This is a genomic window from Pseudomonas sp. 203-8, from assembly GCF_020708595.1.
GTDB classification, from domain to species: Bacteria; Pseudomonadota; Gammaproteobacteria; order Pseudomonadales; family Pseudomonadaceae; genus Pseudomonas; species Pseudomonas aeruginosa.
Map to the genome: position 1 here is coordinate 38,771 of NZ_JAJFDF010000007.1, position 24,921 is coordinate 63,691.

General features: G+C 67.9%; 25 protein-coding genes. 14 read left to right on the plus strand and 11 right to left on the minus strand.

The genetic code is table 11. The features are described 5' to 3' along the window. Nucleotides 1-151: 151 nt before the first annotated feature. The 7 genes from LJF27_RS17050 to fan1 all read right to left on the minus strand — a co-directional run bounded on the left by LJF27_RS17050 (nucleotide 152) and on the right by fan1 (nucleotide 8,500). Nucleotides 152-577, minus strand: a complete 426-nt coding sequence (locus tag LJF27_RS17050; protein ID WP_023116615.1) for a hypothetical protein — start codon at nucleotides 575-577, stop codon at nucleotides 152-154. A gap of 282 nt (nucleotides 578-859) precedes the next feature. After that, a complete protein-coding gene (gene acpP / locus LJF27_RS17055; protein WP_003106681.1) occupies nucleotides 860-1,099 on the minus strand; it encodes an acyl carrier protein in 240 nt (79 codons plus the stop codon). A gap of 167 nt (nucleotides 1,100-1,266) precedes the next feature. Further along, a complete protein-coding gene (gene gspD, locus LJF27_RS17060; RefSeq protein ID WP_023116616.1) occupies nucleotides 1,267-3,597 on the minus strand; it encodes a type II secretion system secretin GspD in 2,331 nt (776 codons plus the stop codon). Continuing rightward, the gene (locus tag LJF27_RS17065; RefSeq protein WP_003113617.1) at nucleotides 3,584-4,111 is read right to left on the minus strand and encodes a type VI pilus biosynthesis protein; all 528 of its coding nucleotides are present in this window, start codon (nucleotides 4,109-4,111) and stop codon (nucleotides 3,584-3,586) included. The genes gspD and LJF27_RS17065 overlap by 14 nt, the downstream gene beginning before the upstream one ends. 141 nt (nucleotides 4,112-4,252) lie before the next feature. Then, nucleotides 4,253-4,462 (minus strand): hypothetical protein, encoded by a 210-nt coding sequence (locus LJF27_RS17070; RefSeq protein WP_003088087.1) that lies wholly within the window; start codon nucleotides 4,460-4,462, stop codon nucleotides 4,253-4,255. Between the two features lie 89 nt (nucleotides 4,463-4,551). Then, entirely contained in the window at nucleotides 4,552-6,828 is a 2,277-nt protein-coding gene (locus tag LJF27_RS17075; RefSeq protein ID WP_003113616.1) for an ATP-dependent DNA helicase, read from the minus strand. Beyond that, nucleotides 6,821-8,500, minus strand: a complete 1,680-nt coding sequence (gene fan1 / locus LJF27_RS17080; RefSeq protein WP_023116617.1) for a nuclease Fan1 — start codon at nucleotides 8,498-8,500, stop codon at nucleotides 6,821-6,823. The genes LJF27_RS17075 and fan1 overlap by 8 nt, the downstream gene beginning before the upstream one ends. Nucleotides 8,501-8,633: 133 nt before the next feature. On the opposite strand from fan1, the gene LJF27_RS17085 reads away from it, so the two are divergent. The 4 genes from LJF27_RS17085 (at nucleotide 8,634) to modC (ending at nucleotide 11,941) form a co-directional block, all read left to right on the plus strand. Beyond that, nucleotides 8,634-9,284, plus strand: coding sequence for a TetR/AcrR family transcriptional regulator (locus tag LJF27_RS17085; protein ID WP_003098214.1), 651 nt, complete (start codon nucleotides 8,634-8,636; stop codon nucleotides 9,282-9,284). Between the two features lie 115 nt (nucleotides 9,285-9,399). Continuing rightward, nucleotides 9,400-10,155, plus strand: a complete 756-nt coding sequence (modA, locus tag LJF27_RS17090; RefSeq protein ID WP_003098213.1) for a molybdate ABC transporter substrate-binding protein — start codon at nucleotides 9,400-9,402, stop codon at nucleotides 10,153-10,155. 12 nt (nucleotides 10,156-10,167) lie between these two features. Continuing rightward, entirely contained in the window at nucleotides 10,168-10,854 is a 687-nt protein-coding gene (gene modB, locus LJF27_RS17095; RefSeq protein WP_003088068.1) for a molybdate ABC transporter permease subunit, read from the plus strand. Between the two features lies 1 nt (nucleotide 10,855). After that, the gene (modC, locus tag LJF27_RS17100; RefSeq protein ID WP_003098212.1) at nucleotides 10,856-11,941 is read left to right on the plus strand and encodes a molybdenum ABC transporter ATP-binding protein; all 1,086 of its coding nucleotides are present in this window, start codon (nucleotides 10,856-10,858) and stop codon (nucleotides 11,939-11,941) included. A 21-nt stretch (nucleotides 11,942-11,962) separates the two neighbouring features. On the opposite strand, the gene LJF27_RS17105 is transcribed toward modC, so the two are convergent. After that, complete coding sequence (locus LJF27_RS17105; RefSeq protein ID WP_004343064.1) at nucleotides 11,963-12,790, minus strand: class I SAM-dependent methyltransferase; 828 nt, start codon at nucleotides 12,788-12,790, stop codon at nucleotides 11,963-11,965. An 85-nt stretch (nucleotides 12,791-12,875) separates the two neighbouring features. Between LJF27_RS17105 and LJF27_RS17110 the strand changes: the two genes are divergently transcribed. From LJF27_RS17110 to LJF27_RS17135, 6 genes are all read left to right on the plus strand, one after another. Continuing rightward, nucleotides 12,876-13,763, plus strand: coding sequence for a LysR family transcriptional regulator (locus LJF27_RS17110; RefSeq protein WP_003098210.1), 888 nt, complete (start codon nucleotides 12,876-12,878; stop codon nucleotides 13,761-13,763). An 8-nt stretch (nucleotides 13,764-13,771) separates the two neighbouring features. Beyond that, on the plus strand, nucleotides 13,772-14,599 hold the full coding sequence (locus LJF27_RS17115) for an aminoglycoside phosphotransferase family protein (protein ID WP_003098209.1): 828 nt from the start codon (nucleotides 13,772-13,774) through the stop codon (nucleotides 14,597-14,599). A 115-nt stretch (nucleotides 14,600-14,714) separates the two neighbouring features. Then, on the plus strand, nucleotides 14,715-15,638 hold the full coding sequence (locus LJF27_RS17120; protein ID WP_003160078.1) for a DUF808 domain-containing protein: 924 nt from the start codon (nucleotides 14,715-14,717) through the stop codon (nucleotides 15,636-15,638). A 346-nt stretch (nucleotides 15,639-15,984) separates the two neighbouring features. Further along, nucleotides 15,985-17,427 (plus strand): cytochrome-c oxidase, cbb3-type subunit I, encoded by a 1,443-nt coding sequence (gene ccoN, locus LJF27_RS17125; RefSeq protein WP_004343060.1) that lies wholly within the window; start codon nucleotides 15,985-15,987, stop codon nucleotides 17,425-17,427. Between the two features lie 2 nt (nucleotides 17,428-17,429). Continuing rightward, entirely contained in the window at nucleotides 17,430-17,651 is a 222-nt protein-coding gene (locus LJF27_RS17130) for a hypothetical protein (RefSeq protein ID WP_003120225.1), read from the plus strand. A 91-nt stretch (nucleotides 17,652-17,742) separates the two neighbouring features. After that, entirely contained in the window at nucleotides 17,743-18,900 is a 1,158-nt protein-coding gene (locus LJF27_RS17135) for an HPP family protein (RefSeq protein WP_003113608.1), read from the plus strand. On the opposite strand, the gene LJF27_RS17140 is transcribed toward LJF27_RS17135, so the two are convergent. Further along, nucleotides 18,888-19,751, minus strand: coding sequence for a LysR family transcriptional regulator (locus LJF27_RS17140; RefSeq protein ID WP_004343056.1), 864 nt, complete (start codon nucleotides 19,749-19,751; stop codon nucleotides 18,888-18,890). The two genes, LJF27_RS17135 and LJF27_RS17140, sit on opposite strands and share 13 nt — an antisense overlap. Before the next feature lie 284 nt (nucleotides 19,752-20,035). Here LJF27_RS17140 and LJF27_RS17145 point away from each other — a divergent pair, with 284 nt between their 5' ends. After that, nucleotides 20,036-20,311 (plus strand): hypothetical protein, encoded by a 276-nt coding sequence (locus LJF27_RS17145; RefSeq protein WP_003098204.1) that lies wholly within the window; start codon nucleotides 20,036-20,038, stop codon nucleotides 20,309-20,311. A gap of 49 nt (nucleotides 20,312-20,360) precedes the next feature. Here the strand turns inward: LJF27_RS17145 and LJF27_RS17150 are convergent, their stop codons facing one another. Beyond that, nucleotides 20,361-21,566, minus strand: a complete 1,206-nt coding sequence (locus LJF27_RS17150) for a GGDEF domain-containing protein (RefSeq protein WP_003098203.1) — start codon at nucleotides 21,564-21,566, stop codon at nucleotides 20,361-20,363. A gap of 249 nt (nucleotides 21,567-21,815) precedes the next feature. Here LJF27_RS17150 and LJF27_RS17155 point away from each other — a divergent pair, with 249 nt between their 5' ends. Genes LJF27_RS17155 through LJF27_RS17165 form a run of 3 tightly spaced genes read left to right on the plus strand, consistent with a single transcriptional unit; the run spans nucleotide 21,816 to nucleotide 24,259 of the window. Beyond that, the gene (locus tag LJF27_RS17155; RefSeq protein WP_023116618.1) at nucleotides 21,816-22,820 is read left to right on the plus strand and encodes a GlxA family transcriptional regulator; all 1,005 of its coding nucleotides are present in this window, start codon (nucleotides 21,816-21,818) and stop codon (nucleotides 22,818-22,820) included. A gap of 22 nt (nucleotides 22,821-22,842) precedes the next feature. Next, complete coding sequence (locus LJF27_RS17160; protein ID WP_003113606.1) at nucleotides 22,843-23,085, plus strand: DUF1272 domain-containing protein; 243 nt, start codon at nucleotides 22,843-22,845, stop codon at nucleotides 23,083-23,085. A 4-nt stretch (nucleotides 23,086-23,089) separates the two neighbouring features. Further along, nucleotides 23,090-24,259, plus strand: coding sequence for an MFS transporter (locus tag LJF27_RS17165; RefSeq protein WP_009876266.1), 1,170 nt, complete (start codon nucleotides 23,090-23,092; stop codon nucleotides 24,257-24,259). Nucleotides 24,260-24,317: 58 nt separating this feature from the next. Here the strand turns inward: LJF27_RS17165 and nfuA are convergent, their stop codons facing one another. Continuing rightward, nucleotides 24,318-24,902: a Fe-S biogenesis protein NfuA gene (gene nfuA, locus LJF27_RS17170; RefSeq protein ID WP_003088034.1), complete on the minus strand. Its 585-nt coding sequence runs from the start codon at nucleotides 24,900-24,902 to the stop codon at nucleotides 24,318-24,320. Nucleotides 24,903-24,921: the final 19 nt, after the last annotated feature.

Sequence of the window (24,921 nt, forward strand, 5' to 3'; positions counted from 1 at the left end):
CCGTCACCCGGGAAGACAACTATCAGCTTTTGCAGTAGATCCGGTGCCCCGCTCCGTCCGGCGGTAAAGCGTGCGGCAGCGCACCACAACCGAGCCGAATCGATCACAGAACGCCAGGCGCCGGAAATACTTCGATACAGTCTGCGCGCGCTCAGCGTTCCTCGGTGGAGGCGCCGTCGAGCGGATCGCGACGTGCCAGCTCGGCTTCGTCAAGGCCGTGGCCAGCGCCGATCTCGTTGCCATGCACGACCCTCAGGCGCTTGTCCGCGGGCGATTCGCCGCCGCGCTCGGCCGGCGAGCGGGCGCCGCTTTCGTCGATCAGGGTTTCCGGCGCCAGATCGTCCATGCCGACGTTATCCTGGTAACCATCGTCCTCGTCCGGCTGCCCGCCAGCGTGGCCCGCCTCGCGTACCCGCCGCGAGGAAAATTCGGCCTCCACCTCGGCCTCGGGCCGCTCGTCGCCGATCCGCGCCTTACGCGCCTGGCGGCGCTCGTCGAAATCGAGCTCGCGCATCGAACCCATGCGGTCCTGGATATCATCGATTTCCTGGGGTGTTGTTTTCCGTCGTGTAGCCATGACGACCTCCGTTACGAATGGCGGGCACGCGCCGGGAATGGCACGCTGCCCTTGTTCGGTCGACCGGCGAGGCGCGGGAAGATTCAGGAAATCCAACCGACGGCGGCCGCCTCGCAATCGCGGCGGCGGGCAAAAAAAAGCCGGATCGGCCCGGGGCGGGCTGGACGATCCGGCGTAATCGAAGCGCGGGACGTCGCGCACCTTGCCGCCGGCACGGGCGGGAGGTGGCGCACAGCGTTTCGCAGGGAATGACCACGGCATCGGCCGGTGGTCCAGGGGGAGTCAGGTCGGCACGGCTTCCTCGAGATAGTCGATGGCCTGGCGCACGGTCTCGATCCGTTCCGCATCGTCATCGGCGATCTCGACGCCGAACTCCGCTTCCAGGGCCATGACCAGTTCGACTACCTCGAGCGACTCGGCACCGAAGTCGTTACGGAAGTCGCTGTCCAGCCGGATGTCGCATTCCTCCACGCCGAACCGGGCGGCTACCAGTTTCCTCACTCTGGTCTCGATGTCGTCCATGCATTGCGGTCCCACTGCCCGGCCCTGGAAAAAAGTGCGGCTACTAAAGCCTCCGTCCCCGCCAGCGACAACTGCCAGATCTGGCAGTGGCGCTGCGCTGGAGCGCGGCCGCCGCAGCGCGCCGGACAATCCGGTGGACGGAGCGCGACGCGAGGATTCGAAGTCCGTCACAGGGCGCTTCCCGGCGTATGCGCAATCACCCGCGCCTTCCCTCGCGGCAGGCTTTCGGGCAGTTCCGCCAGGGCCCGGCGTGCCTGCTCCGGGTCGAGGTAGTCGCCCCGCTCCACCGCGAACAGCTCCTGGCCATCGCGCAGTTCGCGGCGCAAACGCAACGACAGGCCCGGATGCCGCTCGATCAGCGCGCGCATGAAGGCTTCGCTGCTGCCCTCGACCAATCGCACGGCGTAGCGCTGGGGTGACGGCGGCTGCGGCGCGTGCGTGCCCTGGCGAACCTCCAGCACCTCGCCGCCGCGACCGTCGCCCAGGGACGCCGGGTCCGCCAGGCGCGGCTTCTCCATCAGCACCGGGGCTGGAGCCGGATAGCTGCGCGGCGAGCCAATAGGTGCCGGTGCGACCTGGGCGGCGGGACGCAGGTCGATGGCGCCGGCATCCTCGAACAGCGGGCGCGCCGGTTCGCCGGCGGCACCGCGCAGCAACTGGATGGAACGGTAACGGCCATGGCTGATGCGCTCCAGGCCGGCGGCATCGCGGACGATGCTCGGTCGCAGGAAGACCATCAGGTTGCGCTTCACCCGGGTCTCGCGGGACGAGCGGAACAGCCGGCCGACGCCGGGGATGTCGCCCAGCAGCGGTACCCGCGAATCGCTGCGCAGCAGGTCGTCCTGGATCAGTCCGCCGAGGACGATGACCTGGCCGTCGTCGGCCAGTACGGTGCTCTTGATCGAGCGCTTGTTGGTCACCAGGTCCACCGCCTTCGCCGCCAGGGTGGCGGTTGGCGCGATGGAGGATATTTCCTGCTCGATCTCCAGGCGCAGCATGCGGTCCTCGCCGATGTGCGGCGTGACCTTGAGGGTCACCCCGATATCCTTGCGCTCGACAGTGGTGAACGGATTGCTCGAACCGCTGGCGCTGGTGGTGTAGCTGCCGGTCTGGAACGGCACGTTCTGGCCGACCAGGATTTCCGCCTTCTGGTTGTCCAGGGTCAGCAGGCTCGGCGTCGACAGCAGGTTGCTGCGGCTATTGCGGCTCAGCGCGGTGACCAGCGCGCCGAAATCGCGACTGCCGAGGCCGACTATCGCACCGTCGGGCAGCTCTGCCGGCGGCTTGCCGGCCTGCAACGCGCCCAGCAGGGTGCCGATGGACAACCCGCTGTCGGCGAAGCCAGCGCCGCCGGCGACATGCCCGCTACGCAGCGCCCATTGCACCCCGAGGGCGTCGCCGATCTCGCCGGACAGCTCGACGATCGCCGCCTCCACCAGCAGTTGCGCGCGCGGCACGTCGAGCTGGCGGACGATGTCCTCGAGCAGGCCGACATCCTCCGGGTCGGCGAGGATCACCAGGGCATTCAGCGATTCGTCGGCGCGCACCAGCAGGCCGCGCTTGCCGCTTCCCCGGCCATCCTGGCCCCGCTCGCCGTGCAGCGATTCGCCGATCTCCCCGAGGGTGGCGGCAAGGGTCTTGGCGTCGCCATGGCGCAGGCGGATCACCCGGCTGTTCGCCGACCGCGACGAGGGGACGTCGAGCGACTGCGCCAGCCGCAGCAAGCGCGCTCGCGCCTGCGGCGGACCGAGCAGGACCAGGCGGTTGCTGCGGCTGTCGGCAAGGACCTGGACGGTGGCGGCGCTCTTCCCGGCGGCCGGGGTGACGCTGCGATCGAGCACCTCGGCGATTTCCGCGACCCAGGCATGGCGCATGTCGTAGATGCTGTAGTCATGTTCGCCGGCCCGGTCGAGGCTGCGCACGATCGCCTCGATGCGCTCGATGTTGGCGCGGCGGTCGCTGACGATCAGCGCGTTGGCCGACGGTACGGCGGCCAGATGGCCATGGGCCGGGACCAGCGGCCGGATCATCGGGATCAGTTCCGCCACCGAGGTCTGCTGCGCCTGGACCACCCGCGTCTCCAGGCTGCCCGGCCCATCGCGGACGGTCGTCTGCGCGGCGTCCTGGCGTGCCTCCATGTTCGGCACGATACGCGCCTGGTCGCCCTGCGGCAGCACCGCGTAGCCGTGGGTGGCGAGCACCGAAAGGAACAGTTGGTAGACCTCCGCCAGGCTGAGCCGCGCCTGGGATACCACCGTGACCCGCCCCTTCACCCGCGGATCGACGACGAAGGTCTGGCCGCTGATGCTCGATACCTGCTCGATGAAGTCGCCGATCTCGGCATCCTTCATGTTGATCGTCCACTGCTCTTCCTCTTGCGCGGCGGCAGTCTCGGCAGGTGCCGGATGGACCGGCGGCGCCAGGCCGAGGACGGCCAGCGACAGGACCAGGAACAGCGGAGACAGGCGCTGGGCGGAACGGGTACTACAACGTGGCATGGGTGGTTTCTGCCCCTTCGGCTTTGGGGAAATACAGACGTTCTTCATAACCCTGGTCGCGCAGCACCACATGGTCGCGATGAACCGCCAGCAGCACGGTGCCGGGGCGCACTTCGGCGCCCGGCAGGAAGCGCTGCGAGCGCCCGGCCACCGCGATCAGCGCCGCCGAGCGGTCCTCGCGACGCGCCAGGAAGCAGGCCAGCAGGCGCAATTGCAGACGCTCGCCCGCCGTCGCGCCGCGCGGCGACGGAGCGCCACCGAACAAGCCGGCTAACGCCGCGCGCGGGGCCGCTGAAGGGTTGGCTGGCGGCGCCGGGGCCGCTGCGGCGGGCAATTCCGCCAGCTCGCGGCGCAGCGAGCGCGTCTGGCTGGCCAGGCTGGCGCTGAGCAACGCCAGCAGCAGCACGCAAAGCACAGCGGGCGCATGCCCGGCCAGGCTGCGCAGGGAAACGAAAGACGATGGAAGGTGACGCGACATGCAGCAGGCGGATTCCGGCAAACGGGCGCGCTGCATCGACGCGGCTCGCCCAGGGGCGGCGAGCATAAGGGATGGGGCTGCGGCCTACGGCCGCGAAAGGGCAAAACTGTTAAGGCTGCCCGCTTTGATCCTTCGTGGCGGGAACTGGCCCACAAAACGCCAGGCGCGGGAAAGGCCTCAGCGCTTGCCCATCGAACGACGGGTACCGCGCGGCGCCATGCCGGGACGCTGGCCCTTGTCGTGGATCTTCCGCTGCGGATAGAGCTGGGCCTGGTTCTTCTTCGCCAGGGCGGCCTTCAGCAACGCGCTGGCGTCGCTCGGCGCGGCCTGGGCCGGAGCGTCGTCGGAGGAAAGGGCCTGGGGAAGAGCGTCGGGAGCGGAAGCCATGGCGTATCCGGATCGGGGGAAATCGTGGGGACGCGATTATACATGGCTGTCCGGCTGTCCGGCAGCACCTGCCGGCGTATCGCCACGGGTCAACGCAGTTGCCACCAGCCCGGCAGCAACCGGCGCACCTTGGCCTGGGCGAAACGGTCGTCGATCAGGTGCACCACGCCGCGATCGCTGCGGCTGCGGATCACCCTCCCGGCGGCCTGGACCACCTTCTGCAGTCCCGGATACAGGTAGGTGTAGTCGTAGCCGTCACCGAACAGGCGCTGCATGCGCAGGCGGATCTGCTCGTTCACCGGATTCACCTGGGGCAACCCGAGGGTGGCGATGAAGGCGCCGATCAGGCGCTCGCCAGGCAGGTCGATGCCTTCGCCGAAGGCACCGCCGAGCACGGCGAAGCCGATGCCCTCGCCGCCCGCGACGAAGCGCTCGAGGAAGACCCGGCGCTCCGCCTCGTCCATCCGTGGCGTCTGGCTCCAGCATGGCACCCACGGGTATGCCTGGCGGAAGACGTCCAGCGCCTGCTGCAAGTAATCGAAGCTGCTGAAGAAGGCCAGGTAGTTGCCCGGCCGCTGGCGAAACTGCTCGCCGAGAATCGCTGCGATGGGCGCCAGGGATGCCTGGCGCTGCGCATAGCGCGTGGAAACCCGACGCTGTATGTGCACCTCCAGTTGCTCGGCGCTGAATGGCGAGTCCACTTCCAGCCAGGGCGTGCCCGCCGGCAGGCCGAGCAGGTCGGCGTAATAGTCGCGCGGCCCGAGGGTAGCGGAGAACAGCACGGTGGAGCGGCTGGCGGCGAAGCGCTCGGCGAGAAACGCCGCCGGCACCACGTTGCGCAGGCACAGCCGGGCCAGGCTGCGGCCGTTGCGGCCTGGGCGCTTCTCGATGTCGAACAGCGAATGCTCGCCGAACAGCTCGGCGAGACGGCCGAACTGCAGGATCGCGAAGTAGAACTCCTGCAACGCCGGCTCCAGCGCCTGCGGTTGCTCGGCGAGCAGGTCGTTGATCGCCGCCACCGCGTTCTGCAAGGCCAGGAGCAGCTTCTGCGGAGGCTCGTCGTAGGCCTGGTAGTCGTCCGCCTGGGTCTTGCCCAGTTCGTTCCAGGCACGCTGGATGCGCTCCAGCGGTTTCCTCAGGGCCTCCGGGGCGGTTTTGCGCACACCGAGGAAATCGCCCTGGTCGAGTTCGGCGGAATACATCCGCCGGCCGCGCTCCACCAGGTTGTGCGCCTCGTCCACCAGTACCGCCACCCGCCACTGGTTGACCTGGGCCAGGCCATGGAGCATGGCGCCGAGATCGAAGTAGTAGTTGTAGTCGCCCACCGCCAGGTCGCACCAGCGCGCCAGTTCCTGGCCCAGGTAGTAGGGACAGACCCGGTGCGCCAGCGCCACCTCGCGCAACCGCGCCTGGTCCAGCCAGCGCGCCTCCACGGCGGCGGCGCGGGCCGCCGGCAGGCGTTCGTAGAAGCCCTGGGCCAGGGGACAGGACTCGCCGTGGCAGGCCTTGTCCGGGTGCTCGCAGGCCTTGTCCCGCGCCACCAGTTCCAGCACCCGCACCGGCAGTCCGCCGGTCTCCCCTTCCAGGCTACGCAGGGCATGCAGCGCGAGGGCCCGGCCCGGGGTCTTGGCGGCCAGGAAGAACAGCCGGTCCAGGCGCTGCCCGGGCATCGCCTTGAGTTGCGGGAACAGCGTGCCGATGGTCTTGCCGATCCCGGTCGGCGCCTGGGCCATCAGGCAACAACCGGCGGAGGCGGCCTTGTACACCGCCTCCGCCAGTTGCCGCTGGCCGTGGCGGAATTCGGCGTGGGGAAAGCGTAACGCGGCCAGTTCGCGGTCGCGCCGCTGGCGGTGCGCCAGTTCCTGCTCGGCCCAGGCGAGAAACGCCTGGCACTGGCTCTCGAAGAACAGCCGCAGCTCGTCAGCCCGCACCCGCTCGACGAAGCGGGTCTCCTTCTGGCTGCCGACCTCCAGGTAGACCAGCGCCAGTTCGACTTCCTCCAGCTTCCGTTCGGCGCAGAGCAGCCAGCCGTAGACCCTGGCCTGGGCCCAGTGCAGGTGCCGGTGGTTGGCCGGTTGCAGGGCGAGGTCGCCGCGGTGGGTCTTGATTTCCTCCAGGCAGTTCGCCTGCGGATCGTAGCCATCCGCCCGGCCGCGCACCTGCAAGTGACGGTAGCGTCCGTCCAGCGCCACTTCGCGCTGGTAGTGAGCGGGGCGCCGGGAGGTCACCAGGGTATGTCCGGCGATGCCTTCCAGGGCGCTGGGCGACGGGGTGAAGCGCAGGTCGAGGTCGCCGCGCTTGGCGCTGAACTCGCAAAGCGCGCGCACCGCCACCTGGTACAGCGCCTCGCCGCCCTGCTCAGTCATCGACATGCCAGCGCACGTAGCAGACCGCCACCGGCATCTCCCGCTCGCGGCAGAATTGCAGCCAGCGCAACTGGTTGTCCTGCAGGCGGTCGCCCGGTCCCTTGACCTCGACCATCCGGTAGCGCCGCTGCGCCGGCCAGAACTGGATCAGGTCCGGCAGGCCGGCGCGGTTGCCCGGGATATCCTCCAGCAGGCGTTCGAACCAGGCGCGCAGGTGGGCCGCCGGTAGGCAATCGAGCGCCTGTTCGAGCAGTTCCTCGCCAAGCAGTTCCCAGTAGACGAAGGGCGACTGCAGGCCGAACTTGTCGCGGTAGCGACAGCGGATCGCGTCGCGGTAGCTGCCGTCCTCCAGCCGTCCCAGGCAGGCCTCGAACAGGGCGGCGCGGCGCTGGCGGAAGTCGGCGCTGTGCAGGTCCGCCGGCGCGCTGTGGAAGGGATGGAAGAACGCCCCGGGAATGGCGGCGAAGATCGCCTCCCAGCAGAGCAGTCCGAACAGCGAATTGATCAGGCCGTTCTCGACGTAGTGCACCGCGCAATCGGGCTCTTCCAGGTGCTCGCGAACCGCCCACTCGACGCTACAGGGTTCGCTCGGGTACGCCAGGCACAGGTCCAGGCGGTCGATTTCCGGAGCCGCCGCCCGCGCCTGTCGCGGCAGGCCGAGCTTGCCTTGCAGGCGCGGCAGCAATCGGGCCAGGCCCTGGCGTTCGGCGTCGCTTTCCGGCGCACAGCTGGCCTCCCGCGCCAATGCATGGGCTTCGGCGAAGCGCTCGCCGCGTTCCAGGCTGCGAATCGCCCGCAGGCGCGCGCCGGGGTGGCTGGATTGGCGATAGAGCCGCTGGGCCAGGTCGAAATCCCGCTGCTTTTCGCAGTGCTGGGCGAACTGGAACAGCAGCTTGACCCGCCGCCCTTCCAGCCAGGGATTGGCGTAGGGTTCGCCCGGCAGGCCGGCGAGCAGTTCCTCCAGCGGCTCGCCGAGGTCGAAGCGCTGGCGGCAGTCGAACAGGTGGAGATAGGCGTCGACGTCGGCGCGCAGGCGAAAGCCGCGAGAGTCGGCGGAAAACTCGACGCTTTCGTAACGATAGATACCCAGGTCGGCAAGGACGAACTCCGACCAGTCCTGCCACAGGTTACCGAAATACATCAACCGCAAGCGGTCGCAGAGCGCCATGCAGCGCAACTCGTAGACCGGTTCGGCGAAGTCGGCCTGCCACTCGGCGAGCCGCCGCGCCTCGGGGAACAACGGCTGGAGCCGTTCCAGCAACGCATCCTTGCGCAGGTTCGCGCGCCCGAGATGGTCCCTGAACAGCTGCGACAATTCGTCCTTCCTCAGCAAGCCGAACAGTTGCGCCAGTTCCAGGGTCGGCTGCGCGTCCACCCAGCCCAATGCCAACAGCGGTTGCACGGCGGCGCGCGTGTCGCCGATCTCGGCATAGGCCAGCTTGCCTTCGCGGAACAGCGTGCCCTTGCGCATCACCATGCGCACCAGCAGGGCCTGGCTGGCCTCGGGCAGCTCGGCGAACGCGGCGATGAAGGCACGTTCCTGATCGTCGAGCAGATCGGCATAGCGTTCGCCGATCCAGGCGAGCACCGCGCGGAAGTTGTGCAGGTAGTAGAAGGGTTCGGGAAGCGCTGGGGAATTCACGGGTAGCGGAGCCTGGTACTGTTCATGCATACAGATACCAGCGCCCCCACGGCTTGGCAATGCGCATCCGATCAAGCGTCGCCGGCCTGACGACGACTATCCAGGCACAAGGCGTTCGTTATATAAAAATATTAACAACGAAACCTGCCCCGTATCGGTCCCGATGAAGAAGATCCGCCAACGCAACCTGCAACTGATCCTCGACGCCGCCTGCGAAGTCTTCGCCGACTGCGGCTTCAGCGCCGCCCGGCTCAGCGACGTCGCCGAGCGCGCCGGCGTGGCGAAGGCCAACGTGCTCTATTACTACCGCTCCAAGGCGCAACTCTACGAGGCGGTGCTGGACAGCATCGTCGAGCCCCTGCTGGAAGCCTCCCGGCCATTCGCCGGCGACCAGCCGCCCGCCGAGGCGCTACGCGCCTACGTCGACAACAAGATGCGCATCGGCGCCGAGCGGCCGCACGCGGCCAGAGTCTTCTCCTGCGAGATCATGCGCGGCGCGCCGCGCATGCCGGCGCCGCTGCTGGAACGCCTCGACGCCCAGGCGGAACGCAACGCCGAGCGCATCCGCCAGTGGATCGACGAAGGCCTGCTGGCGCCGCTGGATCCGTACCACCTGCTGCTCAACCTGTGGGCGATGACCGAGTCCTATGCCCTTGGCGGTTGGCAACTGGCGCGCCTCACCGGCCAGGCCGGGCTGGACGCAAGCGACTACCGGCAGGCGGCGGAAAACATCGTCCGCCTGGTCTGCGCCGGCTGCCTGGCACTCCCCGGCGAGGCCGCGCCGCGTCGGCGTTTCCGCGCGCTGGCCGGCTGAGCGACTTGCGCCGGATCAATTTCCGCGTAGCGCTATATTCCAAAAGCCATAGCGAACCCCTAAGCTTGCGCCAGCCCCGTCCGCCAACTTCGTTCGCCCCCCACAGGAGCACTCCATGACCACCCGCCTGCCCCAGCTATTGCTCGCCCTCCTCGCCAGCGCCGTATCCCTGGCCGCCAGCGCCGACGAGGTGCAGGTCGCCGTCGCGGCCAACTTCACCGCGCCGATCCAGGCCATCGCCAAGGAATTCGAGAAAGACACCGGGCACAGGCTGGTTGCCGCCTACGGCGCCACCGGCCAGTTCTATACGCAGATCAAGAACGGCGCTCCGTTCCAGGTTTTCCTCTCCGCCGACGACAGCACTCCGGCGAAACTGGAGCAGGAAGGCGAGATCGTGCCCGGCTCGCGCTTCACCTATGCCATCGGCACCCTGGCACTCTGGTCGCCCAAGGCCGGCTACGTCGACGCCAAGGGTGAGGTGCTGAAGAGTGGCAGCTTCAGGCACCTGTCCATCGCCAACCCGAAGACCGCGCCCTACGGCCTCGCCGCCACCCAGGCGATGGACAAGCTCGGCCTCGCCGCCACGCTCGGGCCGAAGCTGGTGGAAGGCCAGAACATCAGCCAGGCCTACCAGTTCGTTTCCAGCGGCAACGCCGAACTGGGCTTCGTCGCCCTGTCGCAGATCTACAAGGATGGTAAAGTCGCAACCGGCTCGGCCTGGATCGTTCCCGCCGAGCTGCACGACCCGATCCGCCAGGACGCGGTCATCCTCAACAAGGGCAAGGACAACGCCGCCGCCAAGGCCCTGGTCGACTACCTGAAGGGCGCCAAGGCCGTCGCGCTGATCAAGTCCTACGGCTACGAACTCTAAGGCGGGACCTGCATGGCGTTGCCACTCGACAGTACGGACCTGGCGGCCATCTGGCTGACCATCGAGCTGGCTTCGCTCACCACCCTCCTCCTGCTGCTGATCGGCACGCCCATCGCCTGGTGGCTGGCGCGCACCCGCTCCTGGCTGAAGGGGCCGATCGGCGCGGTGGTGGCCCTGCCGCTGGTGCTGCCGCCGACGGTGATCGGCTTCTACCTGCTGGTCAGCATGGGTCCCAACGGTTTCATCGGCCAGCTCACCCAGAGCCTCGGTCTCGGCACCCTGCCCTTCACCTTCGCCGGTCTGGTGGTCGGCTCGGTGTTCTACTCGCTGCCCTTCGTCGTGCAACCGTTGCAGAACGCCTTCGAGGCGATCGGCGAGAAACCGCTGGAGGCTGCCGCGACCCTGCGCGCGAGCCCCGTCGACCGTTTCTTCAGCGTGGTCCTGCCGCTGGCCCGGCCGGGTTTCGTCACCGCCGCGATCCTCGGCTTCGCCCATACCGTCGGCGAGTTCGGCGTGGTGCTGATGATCGGCGGCAACATCCCGGAGAAAACCCGCGTGGTCTCGGTGCAGATATTCGATCACGTCGAAGCCATGGAATACGCCCAGGCCCACTGGCTGGCCGGCGGCATGGTGGCGTTCTCCTTCGTCGTCCTCCTCGCCCTCTATTCGGGCCGGCGCCGCCGGCCGGGCTGGGCCTGAGATGGACGGCCTGCGCCTGCGCTTCCGCCGCGCCTACCCCGGCTTCGAACTGGACATCGACCTGGCTCTTCCCGGTCGTGGCGTGACCGCTCTGTTCGGCCATTCAGGCTCCGGCAAGAGCACTTGCCTGCGCTGTATCGCCGGCCTGGAAAAGGCCGCCGAGGGCGAGGTGACGATCAACGGCGAGACCTGGCAGGACAGCCGCCGCAACCTCTTCGTCGCGCCCCACCGGCGTGCCCTGGGCTACGTGTTCCAGGATGCCAACCTGTTCCGCCACCTGACGGTGCGGCGCAACCTGGCCTTCGGTCTCAAGCGCATCGCCGCCGCCGAACGCCGCGTCGAGCTGGAACAGGCCTGCGCCCTGCTGGGCATCGAGCACCTGCTGGAACGCATGCCGGAACGCCTCTCCGGCGGCGAGCAGCAACGCGTCGGCATCGCCCGGGCCCTCCTCACCAGCCCGCGCCTGCTGCTGATGGACGAGCCTCTGGCATCCCTCGACCTGAAGCGCAAGGGCGAGATCCTGCCCTATCTCGAGCGCCTGCACGAGGAACTGGACATCCCGGTGCTCTATGTCAGCCACTCGCCAGACGAAGTGGCGCGCCTGGCCGATCACCTGGTGCTGCTGGAGAACGGCAAGGTCCGCGCCAGCGGGCCGATCGGCGAAACCCTGGCGCGAGTCGACCTGCCGCTGGCGCTGGACGACGACGCCGGGGTGGTGATCGAGGGCACGGTCAGCGACCACGACCCGGCCTACGGCCTGCTGACCCTGGTCCTGCCCGGCAGCGCGCTGCAAATGCGCGTCGCCCACGCCCCGCTGGCCCCCGGCAAGCGCCTGCGCTTCAAGGTACAGGCGCGCGACGTCAGCCTGAACCTGCGCGACGACGCCCAGAGCAGCATCCTCAACCGCCTGCCGGTACGGGTCCTGGAATTGGTCGATACCGACACCGCGGCCCACGTCCTGGTGCGCCTGGATGCCGGCGGCAATCCGCTGCTGGCGCGGATCACCCGTTACTCGCGGGACCAGTTGCAACTACGACCCGGCCAGCTGTTGTGGGCGCAGATCAAGTCGGTGGCGGTGCTCGCCTGACCCCGGCCTCGCCTGCGGCGCCTAGACCCTGGGCCAACGGTAGCGGATCAGCCGGCCCATCCGCCGCAGGAAGGCGAAGCCGTTGTAGATCGGCAGCATCAGCCGCGACGACTGCGGCAGCTTGGCGACGTCCTGCGGGTCATAGTCGGTGACCTCCTCGATGAAACGCAGGGCCGGATGCCACCGCTCGAGTTCGCGCGGGTCGTCGATGCTCCAATGCACCTGCGCCCCGGTCTCGCGCAGCGGCGGATACAGGCGCAGCAGCATGATGCCGAGGCGGCCGTAGCCGTCGAACAGCAGCTCGCCGCTACCCAGGTGGTCGACCAGGCGTTCCACCAGGCGTCGCACCTGGGACTCCCGCAGATAAGGCATCAGCCCCTCGGCCAGGACCAGGGCGGGCCGCTCGCGCGGCACCCCTTGCAGCCAGCCGTCGTCGTCCACCGAGTGGCGCAGCGCCCGATAGGCGCCGGCGCGCGGCGGGTAGAGTCGCTCGCGCAGGTCCATGACTTCCGGATAGTCGAGGTCGAACCAGGGCAGCTCGGCCGGCGGGTCGACCCTGTAGATACGGCTGTCCAGGCCGCAACCGAGGTTGAGCACCTGCCCCTCGGGATGGTGGTCGAGGAACTCGCGGCAGGCCTGGTCGAAGTAATGCGAGCGCATGGCCAGGGCCCGTTCGTTGCCCTTGCCGAGGGCGACCCTGGAGAAGTCGAAGTCGATCTGCCGCACCGCCGCCTCGGCGAAACGGTCATGGAGGATGGAATCGTCCAGGCGGCTATCCAGCGCCTTGGCGTAGAGGGTGATCAGGAGCGTCTGCTTTTCTCCGGTGAGGGTAATGCGGTGGCCGGGCATGAAAACCTCCTGCGGGCACGCGTGCCTCTTCAGTCCTTGCCGAAAACATCGCTATGCTTCGGCAATGATTGCCCTGGAGTCACGAATGAAAGCCAACTCCGATGAACTGCAAAGCTTCGTCAGTGTAGTCGACAGCGGTTCCATCAGCGCCGCCGCGGAACAGATGGGACTGACCGCCTCGGCCGTCAGCCGGACCCTCTCGCGCCTCGAGCACAAGCTCGGCACCACCCTGCTCAACCGCACCACCCGGCGCATGGAGCTGACCGAGGAAGGCCGCTACTTCCTCGACCAGGCACGGCAGATCCTGCAGCAGATGGAGGCGCTCGAGGAACGCCTGGCCCTGCGCCGGCAGAGCCCCGCCGGGCGCCTGCGGATCAACGCCGCCTCGCCCTTCATGCTGCACGCGGTGGTGCCGCACATCGGCGAGTTCCGCCGGCTGTACCCGGACATCCAGCTCGAACTCAACACCAACGACCTGATCATCGACCTGTTGGAGCAACGCACCGACGTGGCGATCCGCATCGGTGCGCTCAGCGACTCCACCCTGCACGCGCGGCCGCTGGGCGCCAGCCGCCTGCACATCCTCGCCAGCCCGGAGTACCTGGCCCGCCACGGCACGCCGGCGAGCATCGAGGGGCTGCGAGGGCACACCCTGCTCGGCTTCACCCAGCCCGAGCATCTCAACCGCTGGCCGGTGGTGCACGCCGACGGCGATCGCCTGGAGATCCAGCCGGATATCTCTGCCTCCAGCGGCGAGACGCTCCGCCAACTGGCCCTGAGCCACCAGGGCATCGCCTGCCTGGCCAGCTTCATGACCGACCGCGATATCCAGGATGGGCGCCTGGTGCCGCTGTTCGCCGAACAGATGAGCGAATACCGGCAACCGATCCACGCCGTCTACTATCGCAACTCGCAACTGGCGCTGCGCATCCAGTGCTTCCTCGACTTCATCCAGCAGCGCCTGGGCGCCTGAGACCGACCGTGAACGAATCCCTCGATTTCTCGCCCTACCTCGAGCGCTGGGCGTTGCAACCCGACGGCGAGCCCTTCGCCACCCACAGCAGCCGCCTGCTGCCGGTGCGCCATCGCGGCGCAGCGGCGATGCTGAAGATATCCAGTGCCGAAGAAGAGCGTTTCGGCCACGTACTGCTCAACTGGTGGGACGGCCAGGGCGCGGCCAGGGTGCTGGCCTACGACCACCAGGCGCTGCTGATGGAGCGTGCCACCGGCGGGCGCTCGCTGCTGGAGATGGTCAGGCGCGGCGACGACGACGAGGCTACGCGTATCCTCTGCCAGGCCATCGAACGCATCCATGCCCCGCGCCCGGGTCCGTTGCCGGAGCTGACCCCGCTGGAGCGCTGGTTCGACTCGCTGTATGCCGCCGAGCGCCGCTACGGCGGGCTCTACGTCGACTGCGCGAATGCCGCCCGCTACCTGCTGGAGACCGCTCGCGAACAGCGCCCGCTGCATGGCGACATCCACCACGGCAATGTGCTCGACTTCGGCGAGCGCGGCTGGCAAGTCATCGACCCCAAGCGGCTCTACGGCGAGCGCGGCTACGACTACGCCAACCTGTTCACCAATCCCGACGCGAAGACCGCCCAGGCGCCCGGCCGTTTCGAGCGCCAGCTGGAGATCGTAATCGCCGCCAGCGGCCTGCAGCGCCGCCGCCTGCTGCAATGGATCCTGGCCTGGACCGGACTCTCGGCGGCCTGGTTCGACGAGGACGGCAGCCGCGAGGAGACCGAAGCCGAGCTGGCCATCGCCCGCCTGGCCCTGGCAAACCTCGCTCGAACGCCTGCGCAATGAACTGTGCGGCGGCTCCCGCGCTCCAACGCGAGGCACTGTTCCGCCGCCGCGATCCGGTGTCAAATACACACCCCGCCAAGATGGCGGTGCCCACCACCCAGTAAGGAAACCCAAGATGGCCGGAGCCAGCCTCCTCACCCTCCTCGACGATATTGCCGCGGTGCTCGACGACGTCTCGCTGATGACCAAGGTCGCCGCGAAGAAGACCGCCGGTGTCCTCGGCGACGACCTGGCCCTCAACGCCCAGCAGGTCACCGGGGTCAACGCCGACCGCGAACTGCCGGTGGTCTGGGCGGTAGCCAAGGGCTCGCTGCGGAACAAGGCGATCCTCGTCCCCGCCGCGCTGTTGATCAGCGCCTTCGCGCCCTGGGCGGTGATCCCGCTGCTGATGCTCGGTGGCGCCTACCTGTGCTTCGAAGGCTTCGAGAAGATCGCCCACAAATACCTGCCCCATGACGACGAGCACGCCGACGAGGCAGCGCTGGCGGCCAATGTCGACGTGGCCGCCCTGGAAAAGCAGAAGATCGGCGGCGCGATCCGTACCGACTTCATCCTCTCCGCGGAAATCATCGCCATCACCCTGGGTACCGTCGCCGAGTCCAGCTTCACCACCCAGGTACTGGTGCTGGTCGGCATCGCCCTGGTGATGACCATCGGCGTCTACGGCCTGGTCGCCGGCATCGTCAAGCTGGACGACGCCGGCCTCTACCTGTCCAGGCGCGACAGCGGCTTTGCCCAAGGGCTCGGCGGCGCCATCCTGCGCACCGCGCCATACCTGATGAAAGGCCTGTCGGTGGTCGGCATGGCGGCGATGTTCATGGTCGGCGGCGGCATCCTCACCCACGGTATCCCGGTGGTCCACCACGCCATCGAACAGGCCGCGCAGAGCGTCGCCGGCATCGCCACGCTGGGCCCGCTGCTGGCGGCGATCACCCCGACCCTGCTGAACTTCCTGTTCGGCATCGTCGCCGGCGCGGTGGTCCTGGCGGTGGTGCTGCTGGTCAAGCGCCTGCTGCCGAAGAAGAAAAAGACTGGCTGAGCCTGCCATCGCCGGCAGCGCCATCGCGGAGGGCGGATAGCCGCCCTGGCGCACATCCCACGAAGCGGTTGTGCGCCCTGCCCCGGAAGTCCTCCTCCGTTTCAATTCAATAATTTTGCACTGTAATAGCAACATTATTCGTTGGAGACGAATAAGGCTCCCCTCCTAGAATGGCCACCAGTGCCATGAGCCGTCTGTTCCGAGCCTTCCAGACGAAGATCCGACCTCCGCACTCCATCGACCCGGCAACGGGATACCCAGAAAAATACCGATAACCCAACGAGGACCCGAGGGTCGCGCCTGCTCGCCAGCCGGCCGGGCCCCGGGGCCCGGCGTGCCAGCGACCATGAACGATACGGATAGCAGAAAAGATCCGGACGGCTACAACTACGACGTCGTCCGCCAGTTCACCTTGATGACCCTGGTCTGGGGCATCCTCGGCATGGGCCTGGGGGTGTTCATCGCCGTCCAACTGGTCTGGCCGGCGCTCAACCTCGACCTGCCCTGGACCAGCTTCGGCCGCATCCGCCCGATCCACACCAGCCTGGTGATCTTCGCCTTCGGCGGCAGCGCGTTGTTCGCCACCTCCTTCTACGTGGTGCAGCGCACCAGCGGCGTGCGGCTGATCTCCGATGCCCTGGCGCGCTTCGTGTTCTGGGGCTGGCAGGCGGCGATCGTGGGGATGATCGTCAGCTACCCGCTGGGCTATACCACCTCCAAGGAATACGCCGAGATGGAATGGCCGCTGGCGCTGTGGATGGCGATCGTCTGGGTGGTCTATGCCTACCTGTTCTTCGGCACCATCGCCCGTCGCAAGGTGAAGCACATCTACGTCGGCAACTGGTTCTACGGCGCCTTCATCATCGTCACCGCGATGGTCCATATGGTGAACCACGCATTGCTGCCGGTGAGCCTGGGCAAGTCCTACTCGGCCTATTCCGGCGCCACCGACGCGATGATCCAGTGGTGGTACGGGCACAGCGTGGTCGGCTTCATCCTCTCGGTCGGCTTCCTCGGCATGATGTACTACTTCGTGCCCAAGCAGGCCGGGCGACCGATCTACTCCTATCGCCTGTCCATCGTGCATTTCTGGGCGATCATCTCGATCTACATCTGGGCCGGTCCGCACCACCTGCACTACACCGCGCTGCCGGACTGGGCGCAGTCGCTGGGCATGGTGATGTCGCTGATCCTCCTGGCACCGAGCTGGGGCGGCATGATCAACGGCATGATGACCCTCTCCGGAGCCTGGCATAAGTTGCGCGACGACCCGATCCTGCGCTTCCTGGTGGTGTCCCTGGCGTTCTACGGCATGTCCACCTTCGAAGGCCCGATGATGGCGATCAAGACGGTCAACTCGCTGTCCCACTACACCGACTGGACCATCGGCCATGTCCACGCCGGCGCCCTCGGCTGGGTGGCGATGATCTCCATCGGCACGCTCTACCACATGATCCCGAAACTCTGGGGCCGCGAGCGGATGCACAGCGTCGGCCTGATCAACGCGCACTTCTGGCTGGCCACCATCGGCACCGTGCTGTACATCGCCTCGATGTGGGTCAACGGCATCACCCAGGGCCTGATGTGGCGGGCGGTCAACGAGGACGGCACGCTCACCTACTCGTTCGTCGAGGCGCTGGTGGCCAGCCATCCGGGCTACGTGGTGCGCCTGCTCGGCGGCGCCACCTTCGCCAGCGGCATGCTGCTGATGGCCTACAACACCTGGCGGACCCTGCGCAGCGCGCAGGACCAGCGGCAGCCGGTCCTGGCGGCCGGCCAGGGGGCCTGAACATGCTGTTGTCCCTGCTGTGCCTCTCCACCCTGGCGCTCGGCCTCGCCCTCAGGCTCGCCGGCAGTACCCGCGAGGAACGCGAACAGGCCGCCCTGCTGCCATTCGCCGACGATCCCGAGGCCGCCCGCCGGGTCGCCCGGGATACCGGCAAGATCTGCCGGCAGGTGGTCCGCCCCCTCGAGGAATCCCGCGAGGCCGCCGGCCCGCCGTTCCTCGCCTGAACCGACTCCATCATCCAGGGATGGATGCCTCCAGCACGAAAGTGCCTTACGGGGCCGGCAACGGCCCCTTTCTTTCGCTTCGAAGAGTTCCATGAACGACTCCCCCAGCACCGCCGTACGCACCTGGCTGAAAGGCTTCCGCCCCCTGACCCTGAACGCTCGACCGCGCGACTGCCTGCGCGCCGGACTCGGTGCCTGCATCGGCGCGCTCGCCGCGGTATTCGCCTGCCAGGCGTTGTTCGGCAGCGAACTGGCGCTGCGCCTGGCAGCGCCGCTCGGCGCATCCGCCGTACTACTGTTCGCCCTCGCCTCCAGCCCCCTGGCGCAACCCTGGTCGATGCTCGGCGGCAACCTGGTCGCCGCCCTGGCCGGCGGCCTCAGCGCCTATTGGTTCGGACACGATCTGGCCCCGGCCCTGGTCGGCATGGCCCTCGGCATGCTGCTGATGTTCGCCCTGCGCTGCCTGCATCCGCCGAGCTGCGCGCTGGCCCTGAGCGTGGCCCTCAACCCGTCCCTGAGCGAACTCGGCATCGACGTGGTCTGGCCGATCCTGCTCTCCACCCTGGTGCTGATCGGCTGCGCGCTGCTCTACAACAACCTGATGCGCTCTCCCTACCCGCGCCCCTACCAGTCGCCGCGGGCCAATCTCCATGGCACCCGCGACCTGGCGCCGAGCGCGCGTACGGACTTCTCCGCCCGGGACCTGGACCAGGCGCTGCAGGACTTCGGCGAATACGTCGACATCACCCGCGACGATCTCGAGCGACTGATCCACCATACAGAGCGTTACGCCTTGCGCCGGCGCATGGGCGAGCTGACCGCGGCACGGATCATGTCCCGCGACGTGCAGACCGCCAGCACCGAGACCTTCATCGACGACGCCTGGAAGCAGTTGCAGGAACACCGTCTGAAGGCCCTGCCGGTGCTCGACGAGCATCGGCGGCTGGCCGGCATCGTCACCCAGAGCGACCTGCTCAAGCACTTCCGCCCCGACGGCAGCCCGTTCAAGCGCCTGCGCTTCCTGCGCGGGACCAAGCTGAAGACGATCATGACCACCCCGGTGGTCTGCGTACAGGCCGACACCCACGCCGTCGAACTGGTCTCGCTGCTATCCGACGAAGGCCTGCACTGCCTGCCGGTGCTCAACGAGGCCGGCTACCTGGTCGGCATCGTCAGCCAGACCGACCTGATCGCCGCGCTCTACCGCAACTGGCTGCAGCACCTGGGCCAGGCCGATCAGATCACGTAGTCCCAGCGCTGCGACCAGTCGCTGTCCTCGCGGACCACTTCGCGCAGCAACTGGAACGCATGGCGCAGGGTCGGCGACAGGCGCTCGCGGGAGTACACCAGGTAGGTCGGGTAGGCGAACTCCGGCGCCTGCTCGACCCGTTGCAGGGTGCCGCCATCCAGGTAGCTGCTCACCACCCGGGTACGGAAATAACCGCTGCCGCCGTTCTGCATGATGTACTGCAGGGCCAGCGGACCGAGGTTGCAGGCTAGCGCGGCCTTGGCCCGGTCCGGCAGCGCGGCATCGTGCTGGCTGCGGAAATCCGGGCCCCAGTCGACATACAGATAAGGCTCCGCGGATAGCACGGAACGCACCATCACCAGCTTTTCCTCCAGCAACTGCTCGACCTGCAGCCCCGGCCAGTATTCCGGCTGGTAGACCAGCGCGGCGTCCAGCACGCCCTGCTCCAGTTGCTTGAGCAGGTCGGCACCCTGGCCGATCTCGACCCGCACGGCGTGGCCGGGAATCGCCTCGCGCAGGCGCCGCATCCAGTTCAGCAGCAGCGGATTGCACAGGCTGACCTCGCCACCGAGGTTGAGCAGGTTGCGGAAGCCGTCCGGCAGCGGCAGGTCGCGTCGCGCCGCATCCCAGGTCTGCACCAGTTGGCTGGCGTAGCCGAGGAAGTGCTCGCCGTCGGCGGTCAGGCGCGCGCCCGCGCGGTTGCGCACGAACAGCCGGCAGCCGAGTTGCCCTTCGAGGTTCTGGATGCGCGCGGTGACGGCGGTCTGGGTCAGGTGCAGGCGTTCCGCGGCAGCGACGAAGCTACCGCTGCGGGCGATCTCCAGGAAGGTACGGGCGAGGTCGATATCCATGCGAAGCGGTCCGCTGCCACAGGTGGGCCGCCATTCTAGGCTGTGCAGGCGCGGGCGGCGAGCGCAAGGCGGCCTGGCCGCCCTCCTGGAGTTCTGCGACAAAACACCGCGCCTAGCCGCTTCGGCACGCTAAAACCCTTCGAAAAAGCGACAACCTGTTGCACAAACGCGCCACGCCGTGACTTTTTCGCTTTCGAAAGCATCAGTTAGCGTGACCGAACACGGTGGAGCCGGGAAGCGCCACCCATGTTCCACACAGACATGAACGAGAGAGACCGACTCCCATGAACGCTACGCTCCGTTTCAACGAGGCTTTGCTGATCACCGGGCGCGCCTTCCAGCCATACCAGTGCGTTGCCTGGTCCGAGCTAGGCAGTGACGGCGGCCTGAGCCTGTCCGTAGTCGATCGCACTGGCACCCGCCTGCTGGGCCGTGCACGCATTCCGAGCTCCGCCTACTCCGATCCGGAGCAGCTTGCCGGCCTGCTGCAACAGGCACGCGAAGAACTCAGCCACAACGGCTACAACCTGCAGGACTGGAGTATGCCCAGCCAAGGCTGAGCCGTTCCATACGACGAAAGGCGCCCACGGGCGCCTTTTTTCGTTTCCTTTATTCGAGGCGGTCGTGCTGCCGGAACGCCACGCGCACCGCGTTGCGCCCTGCATCCTTGGCCTCGTAGAGCGCGCGGTCGGCCTCGCGATAGAGCGCGTCCAGGCCCATGCCGGAGGTCGAATAGGCCACCCCCAGGCTGATGGTCAGGCAGGGGCCGGCGCTGGAGCCCAGGTGCTCGATGCCCAGCGCCTCCACCGCCTGCCGCAGGCGCTCGGCGATGGCCAGGGTGTTGCCCTCCTCGCTGTCGTAGAGCAACACGGCGAACTCCTCCCCGCCCAGGCGCGCGGCGATATCCAGCGGCCGCCGCGCGCCCTGCCGGAGCACGACGCCAAGCTGGCGCAGGGCGGCATCGCCGGCCGGATGCCCGTAGTGGTCGTTGTAGGCCTTGAAGTCGTCGACATCCACCAGGATCAGCGCCACTCCCTTTTCTTCGCGGGCGCCCTGCTCCAGGGCCCGCTGGGCGAGCAGCTCGTAGTAGCGTCGGTTGACCAGGCCGGTGAGGCTGTCCTGTTCGGCCATCATGCCCAGCAGCCGCCGGCCGAGGAACTGCTCGCGCTGGGCGTAGTCCTGCAGGTACAGGGCGAACGAACAGATCAGCACCACCAGGCCGTTGTAGAGCGTATTCAGCAGGTTGGTACGCAGGTTCTCTTCGCCGCCGAAAAGCAGGAATACCGCCAGGTTCAGGGCCAGGCACAGCAACGCCAGGCGCACGCAGGCCCAGAACGCCAGGCCGAGCGGGAAGAACACCGCGAGGATACCCAGGGTCGCGCCCAGTTGGGTGAAGCGCGGCACCCCATGCCACTCGAACAGCACGTCGCAGGCCAGCACCGCCAGGTTGATCAGCAGCAGGCAGTAGGGCGCGATGGCATCGCCGACCTTGCGCAGGCTGGGCAGGAAGGCCGCCGGCCAGACCACCAGCAGTAGGCCGATCATTCCCAGGCGCACGCCCAGCAGTTGCTCGAACAGGCTGGGGTGCAGGCGGATGTCCACCATCATCCAGTCGGCCACGATGAACAGCGCCCAGATCAGGAACGCCACCCCGATGGCAGCGCGCCGCTGCATCAGCGAGTTCCAGCTGAGAAACTCGCGAAACTCGTTTTCCAGCTCCTTTTCGAACCGCAACCAACGAAAGCCGTTGCGCAACTGGCGCGCATACGGATTATCCGGCAGACCAGCCTGTACCAGGCTGTCGCGTGCAAGCATGCTGACTCCCCTACCTCGGACCGAACGCTGAAACAGGCCTGGACGACAATACCCTGGCGCCTCTGCAGCGATGAGTCAAAAAGCCATCACCCGTTACCAGACAATAGGGCATGCGGCGTGCCGAGGCGATACCAACCATCGGCGCAGCGGGACGCCCCGGGCGAGCGAATGGCAAGATCCGTGGGCCGACTGGCATTGCGGCCAGGCCCGAAGGACGCCAGACTGCCGCCATCGCCATGAGGTTGTGCCATGCCCGAACCGCGCCTGATTGCCTGCCTGATCTATCCCGACGTGATGAGCCTGGACGTGACCGGACCGCTGCAGGTATTCGCCTCGGCCAACGTCGAACGCCAGCGCCAGGGCCTGCCGCCTTTCTACCGGATACAGGTGCTCGGCGAGCGTAGCGAAGCGGTGCCCAGTTCCGCGGGCATCCGCATCTGCGCCGACCTCGCCTGGCGCGACTGTCCGCCGGAAAGCCTGGACACCCTGTTGGTGCCCGGCGGCCTCGGTGTCGAGGCGCAGACCCGCAACGCCGACCTGCTCGCCTGGCTGAAAGCCGCCGAACCGTGCATACGGCGGCTCGGCTCGGTGTGTTCGGGAGCGCTGATCCTGGCCGCCGCCGGGGTTCTCGACGGGCGCCCGGCGACCACCCACTGGGCCGACGTGGCGACGCTGCGCCAGGGGTTTCCCGGCATCCATGTGCAAGGCGACCGCCTGCACACCTACGACCCGCGGTGCCGCGACGGCGACGCCCACATCTTCACCTCGGCCGGCGTCACGGCGGGAATCGACCTGGCCCTGGCGCTGGTCGAGGCCGACCTCGGCCGCAGCCTGGCGCTCAGCGTCGCGCGACGCCTGGTGATGTTCCTCAAGCGTCCTGGCGGCCAGGCCCAGTTCAGCGCCTGGCTGACCCCGGAACCGAGCCGCACCCCGCGCCTGGCCGCGCTGCTGGAGTGGATTCCCGCCAACCTCGCCGGCGACCTGTCCCTGGAAGCCCTCGCCGACCAGGCCTGCATGAGCCCGCGTACGCTGTCCCGGGTATTTCTCCAGGAACTGGGCGTGGCGCCCGGTCGCTACGTCGAGCGGGTTCGCCTGGAGGCCGCGCGCGCCCTGCTGCAGGACGCCCAGGCGTCGATCGCCACGGTGTCCCGGCTGTGCGGCTTCGGCCATCCGGAAAACCTCCGGCGGACGTTCCACAAGCATCTTTCGGTCAGCCCCCAGGAATACGCCGAACGCTTCGGCATGCTGGCCTGACGCTCCCACCGAGGACCTTCCCATGCTGGAACTGCGCCCCAACTGCGAGTGCTGCGACCGCGACCTGCCCGGCGACAGCGGCGACGCGCTGATCTGCACCTTCGAGTGCACCTTCTGCCGCGACTGCGCGACGGTCCGCCTGGGCGGCCAGTGCCCGAACTGCGGCGGCGAACTGCTGGCCCGGCCAAGGCGTCCGCGGGATGCGCTAGCCCGTCACCCCGCCTCCAGCCGACGCGTCGTCAGGCCCGGCGGTTGTCCGGAGTGACGCCATGCTGCTACGCAACCCGACCCTGCTCCTGCTGTTCTGCGGCCAGGCCCTGTACTGGTCCTGCTCGCTGATCGGCATAACCCTGACCGCCCTGGTCGGCGTCCAGCTGGCGCCGTTGAACAGCCTGGCCACCCTGCCCCTGGCCCTGCTGGTGCTGGGCAACCTGCTGGCGGTGCAGCCGTTGTCGCACTTCATGCAGCGCCACGGCCGACGTCCCGGGCTGATGCTCGGCGCCGGCGGCGGCGTGCTCGGCGGCCTGGTCTGCGCCGCCGGTGTCTGGACTGGCGATTTCCTCTGGTTCTGTCTCGGCGCGCTGGGCATCGGGGTCTACCAGGCCTCGGCCATGTACTACCGGTTCGCCGCGCTGGAGGCGGTGGATGCCGGGCGGAAAGGCCGCGCCAGCGCCTACGTGCTCGCCGGCGGAGTACTCGCCGCGCTGCTGGCGCCGAGCCTGGCGCTGTGGTCACGCAACGCGCTGGCCCAGCCCTTCGTCGGCGCCTATCTGCTGATCGCCGTGCTGGCCCTCGCCGGCCTGCTGCTGATGGCCCTGCTCCGCGAAGGCCAGGCGCCACGCCCGGCACGACTCGCCTGGCGCGACATAGGCGGCCTGTTGCGGCGGCCGGTGGTCCGCGCGGCCATCGCCTGCACCGCGGCCGGACACGGGTTGATGATCCTGATCATGAACGCCACGCCGCTGGCCATGAGCTTCTGCGGCCTGCCGCTGGAACAGTCGAGTCGGGTCATCCAATGGCACGTGCTGGGAATGTTCCTTCCGGCGTTCTTCGCCGGACCGCTGGTCGACCGCATCGGCAACCGTCGCGTCGCCCTGCTCGGCGCGTTCCTGCTCGCCGCAAGTGCCGGCATCGCCCTGGACGGGCAGTCGGTCACGCATTTCCTGCTCAGTTCGCTGGCCCTGGGCAGCGGCTGGAACCTGATGCTCATCGCCGGCACCACCCTGCTCGGCGAGGGCCACGCCGAAAGCGAGCGCGGCGCCGCGCAAGGATTGATGGAGCAAGGCAACAGCCTGGTGGCGGCGCTGATGTCGTTCGGCTCCGGCGCCCTGATCACCAGCCTTGGCTGGAACGCGGTGAACCTGCTGGTCTGGCCGGCGCTGCTGGTGGCGCTGGCACTGCTCTGGCCGGTACGACGAACGCGGACGCTGTCGCGCTGAAACGCCGGCAACGAAAAAGGCGACCTTGCGGTCGCCTCTTCTGCTTTACGGAAACGCCTCAGTAGTAGGCGTTCTCCTTGTTGCTGTGGTCGGTCACGTCACGCACGCCCTTCAGTTCGGGAATACGCTCGATCAGGGTCTTCTCGACGCCATCCTTGAGGGTCATGTCGACCATCCCGCAGCCCTGGCAACCGCCGCCGAAACGCAACACGGCGATGTTGTCCTCGACCACGTCGACCAGGCTCACCTGTCCGCCGTGGCTGGCCAGCCCGGGATTGATCTCGGTCTGCAGGTAGTAGTTGATGCGTTCGGTGATCGGGCTGTCCTCGTTGACCATCGGCACCTTGGCGTTCGGCGCCTTGATGGTCAACTGGCCGCCCATGCGGTCGGTGGCGTAGTCCACCACCGCATCTTCGAGGAAGGGCTCGCTGACCGCATCGATCCAGGCAGTGAAGTCCTTCAGGGCGATGGCGGTGTCCTCGACCTTTTCCTCGCCCGGCTTGCAGTAGGCGATGCAGGTTTCCGCGTACTGGGTACCCGGCTGGGTGATGAAGATACGAATGCCGATACCCGGGGTGCTCTGCTTCTCCAGCAACTCGGCCAGATACGCTTGGGCAGCTTCGGTAATGGTGATGGCGCTCATGGCAACTCCTCGCAAATAT

Bases quoted from the DNA above. Each gene is read 5' to 3' on its own strand.
- LJF27_RS17145 (WP_003098204.1), top strand. From the start codon at position 20,036: ATGAACGCTACGCTCCGTTTCAACGAGGCTTTGCTGATCACCGGGCGC.
- LJF27_RS17065 (WP_003113617.1), bottom strand. From the start codon at position 4,111: ATGCAGCGCGCCCGTTTGCCGGAATCCGCCTGCTGCATGTCGCGTCAC.
- LJF27_RS17135 (WP_003113608.1), top strand. From the start codon at position 17,743: ATGAACGACTCCCCCAGCACCGCCGTACGCACCTGGCTGAAAGGCTTC.
- ccoN (WP_004343060.1), top strand. From the start codon at position 15,985: ATGAACGATACGGATAGCAGAAAAGATCCGGACGGCTACAACTACGAC.
- LJF27_RS17075 (WP_003113616.1), bottom strand. From the start codon at position 6,828: ATGACTGAGCAGGGCGGCGAGGCGCTGTACCAGGTGGCGGTGCGCGCG.
- LJF27_RS17050 (WP_023116615.1), bottom strand. From the start codon at position 577: ATGGCTACACGACGGAAAACAACACCCCAGGAAATCGATGATATCCAG.
- LJF27_RS17155 (WP_023116618.1), top strand. From the start codon at position 21,816: ATGCCCGAACCGCGCCTGATTGCCTGCCTGATCTATCCCGACGTGATG.
- LJF27_RS17165 (WP_009876266.1), top strand. From the start codon at position 23,090: ATGCTGCTACGCAACCCGACCCTGCTCCTGCTGTTCTGCGGCCAGGCC.
- LJF27_RS17070 (WP_003088087.1), bottom strand. From the start codon at position 4,462: ATGGCTTCCGCTCCCGACGCTCTTCCCCAGGCCCTTTCCTCCGACGAC.
- acpP (WP_003106681.1), bottom strand. From the start codon at position 1,099: ATGGACGACATCGAGACCAGAGTGAGGAAACTGGTAGCCGCCCGGTTC.
- LJF27_RS17085 (WP_003098214.1), top strand. From the start codon at position 8,634: ATGAAGAAGATCCGCCAACGCAACCTGCAACTGATCCTCGACGCCGCC.
- modA (WP_003098213.1), top strand. From the start codon at position 9,400: ATGACCACCCGCCTGCCCCAGCTATTGCTCGCCCTCCTCGCCAGCGCC.
- LJF27_RS17150 (WP_003098203.1), bottom strand. From the start codon at position 21,566: ATGCTTGCACGCGACAGCCTGGTACAGGCTGGTCTGCCGGATAATCCG.
- nfuA (WP_003088034.1), bottom strand. From the start codon at position 24,902: ATGAGCGCCATCACCATTACCGAAGCTGCCCAAGCGTATCTGGCCGAG.
- LJF27_RS17160 (WP_003113606.1), top strand. From the start codon at position 22,843: ATGCTGGAACTGCGCCCCAACTGCGAGTGCTGCGACCGCGACCTGCCC.
- fan1 (WP_023116617.1), bottom strand. From the start codon at position 8,500: ATGCATGAACAGTACCAGGCTCCGCTACCCGTGAATTCCCCAGCGCTT.
- LJF27_RS17140 (WP_004343056.1), bottom strand. From the start codon at position 19,751: ATGGATATCGACCTCGCCCGTACCTTCCTGGAGATCGCCCGCAGCGGT.
- LJF27_RS17120 (WP_003160078.1), top strand. From the start codon at position 14,715: ATGGCCGGAGCCAGCCTCCTCACCCTCCTCGACGATATTGCCGCGGTG.
- LJF27_RS17130 (WP_003120225.1), top strand. From the start codon at position 17,430: ATGCTGTTGTCCCTGCTGTGCCTCTCCACCCTGGCGCTCGGCCTCGCC.
- modB (WP_003088068.1), top strand. From the start codon at position 10,168: ATGGCGTTGCCACTCGACAGTACGGACCTGGCGGCCATCTGGCTGACC.
- LJF27_RS17110 (WP_003098210.1), top strand. From the start codon at position 12,876: ATGAAAGCCAACTCCGATGAACTGCAAAGCTTCGTCAGTGTAGTCGAC.
- modC (WP_003098212.1), top strand. From the start codon at position 10,856: ATGGACGGCCTGCGCCTGCGCTTCCGCCGCGCCTACCCCGGCTTCGAA.
- LJF27_RS17105 (WP_004343064.1), bottom strand. From the start codon at position 12,790: ATGCCCGGCCACCGCATTACCCTCACCGGAGAAAAGCAGACGCTCCTG.
- gspD (WP_023116616.1), bottom strand. From the start codon at position 3,597: ATGCCACGTTGTAGTACCCGTTCCGCCCAGCGCCTGTCTCCGCTGTTC.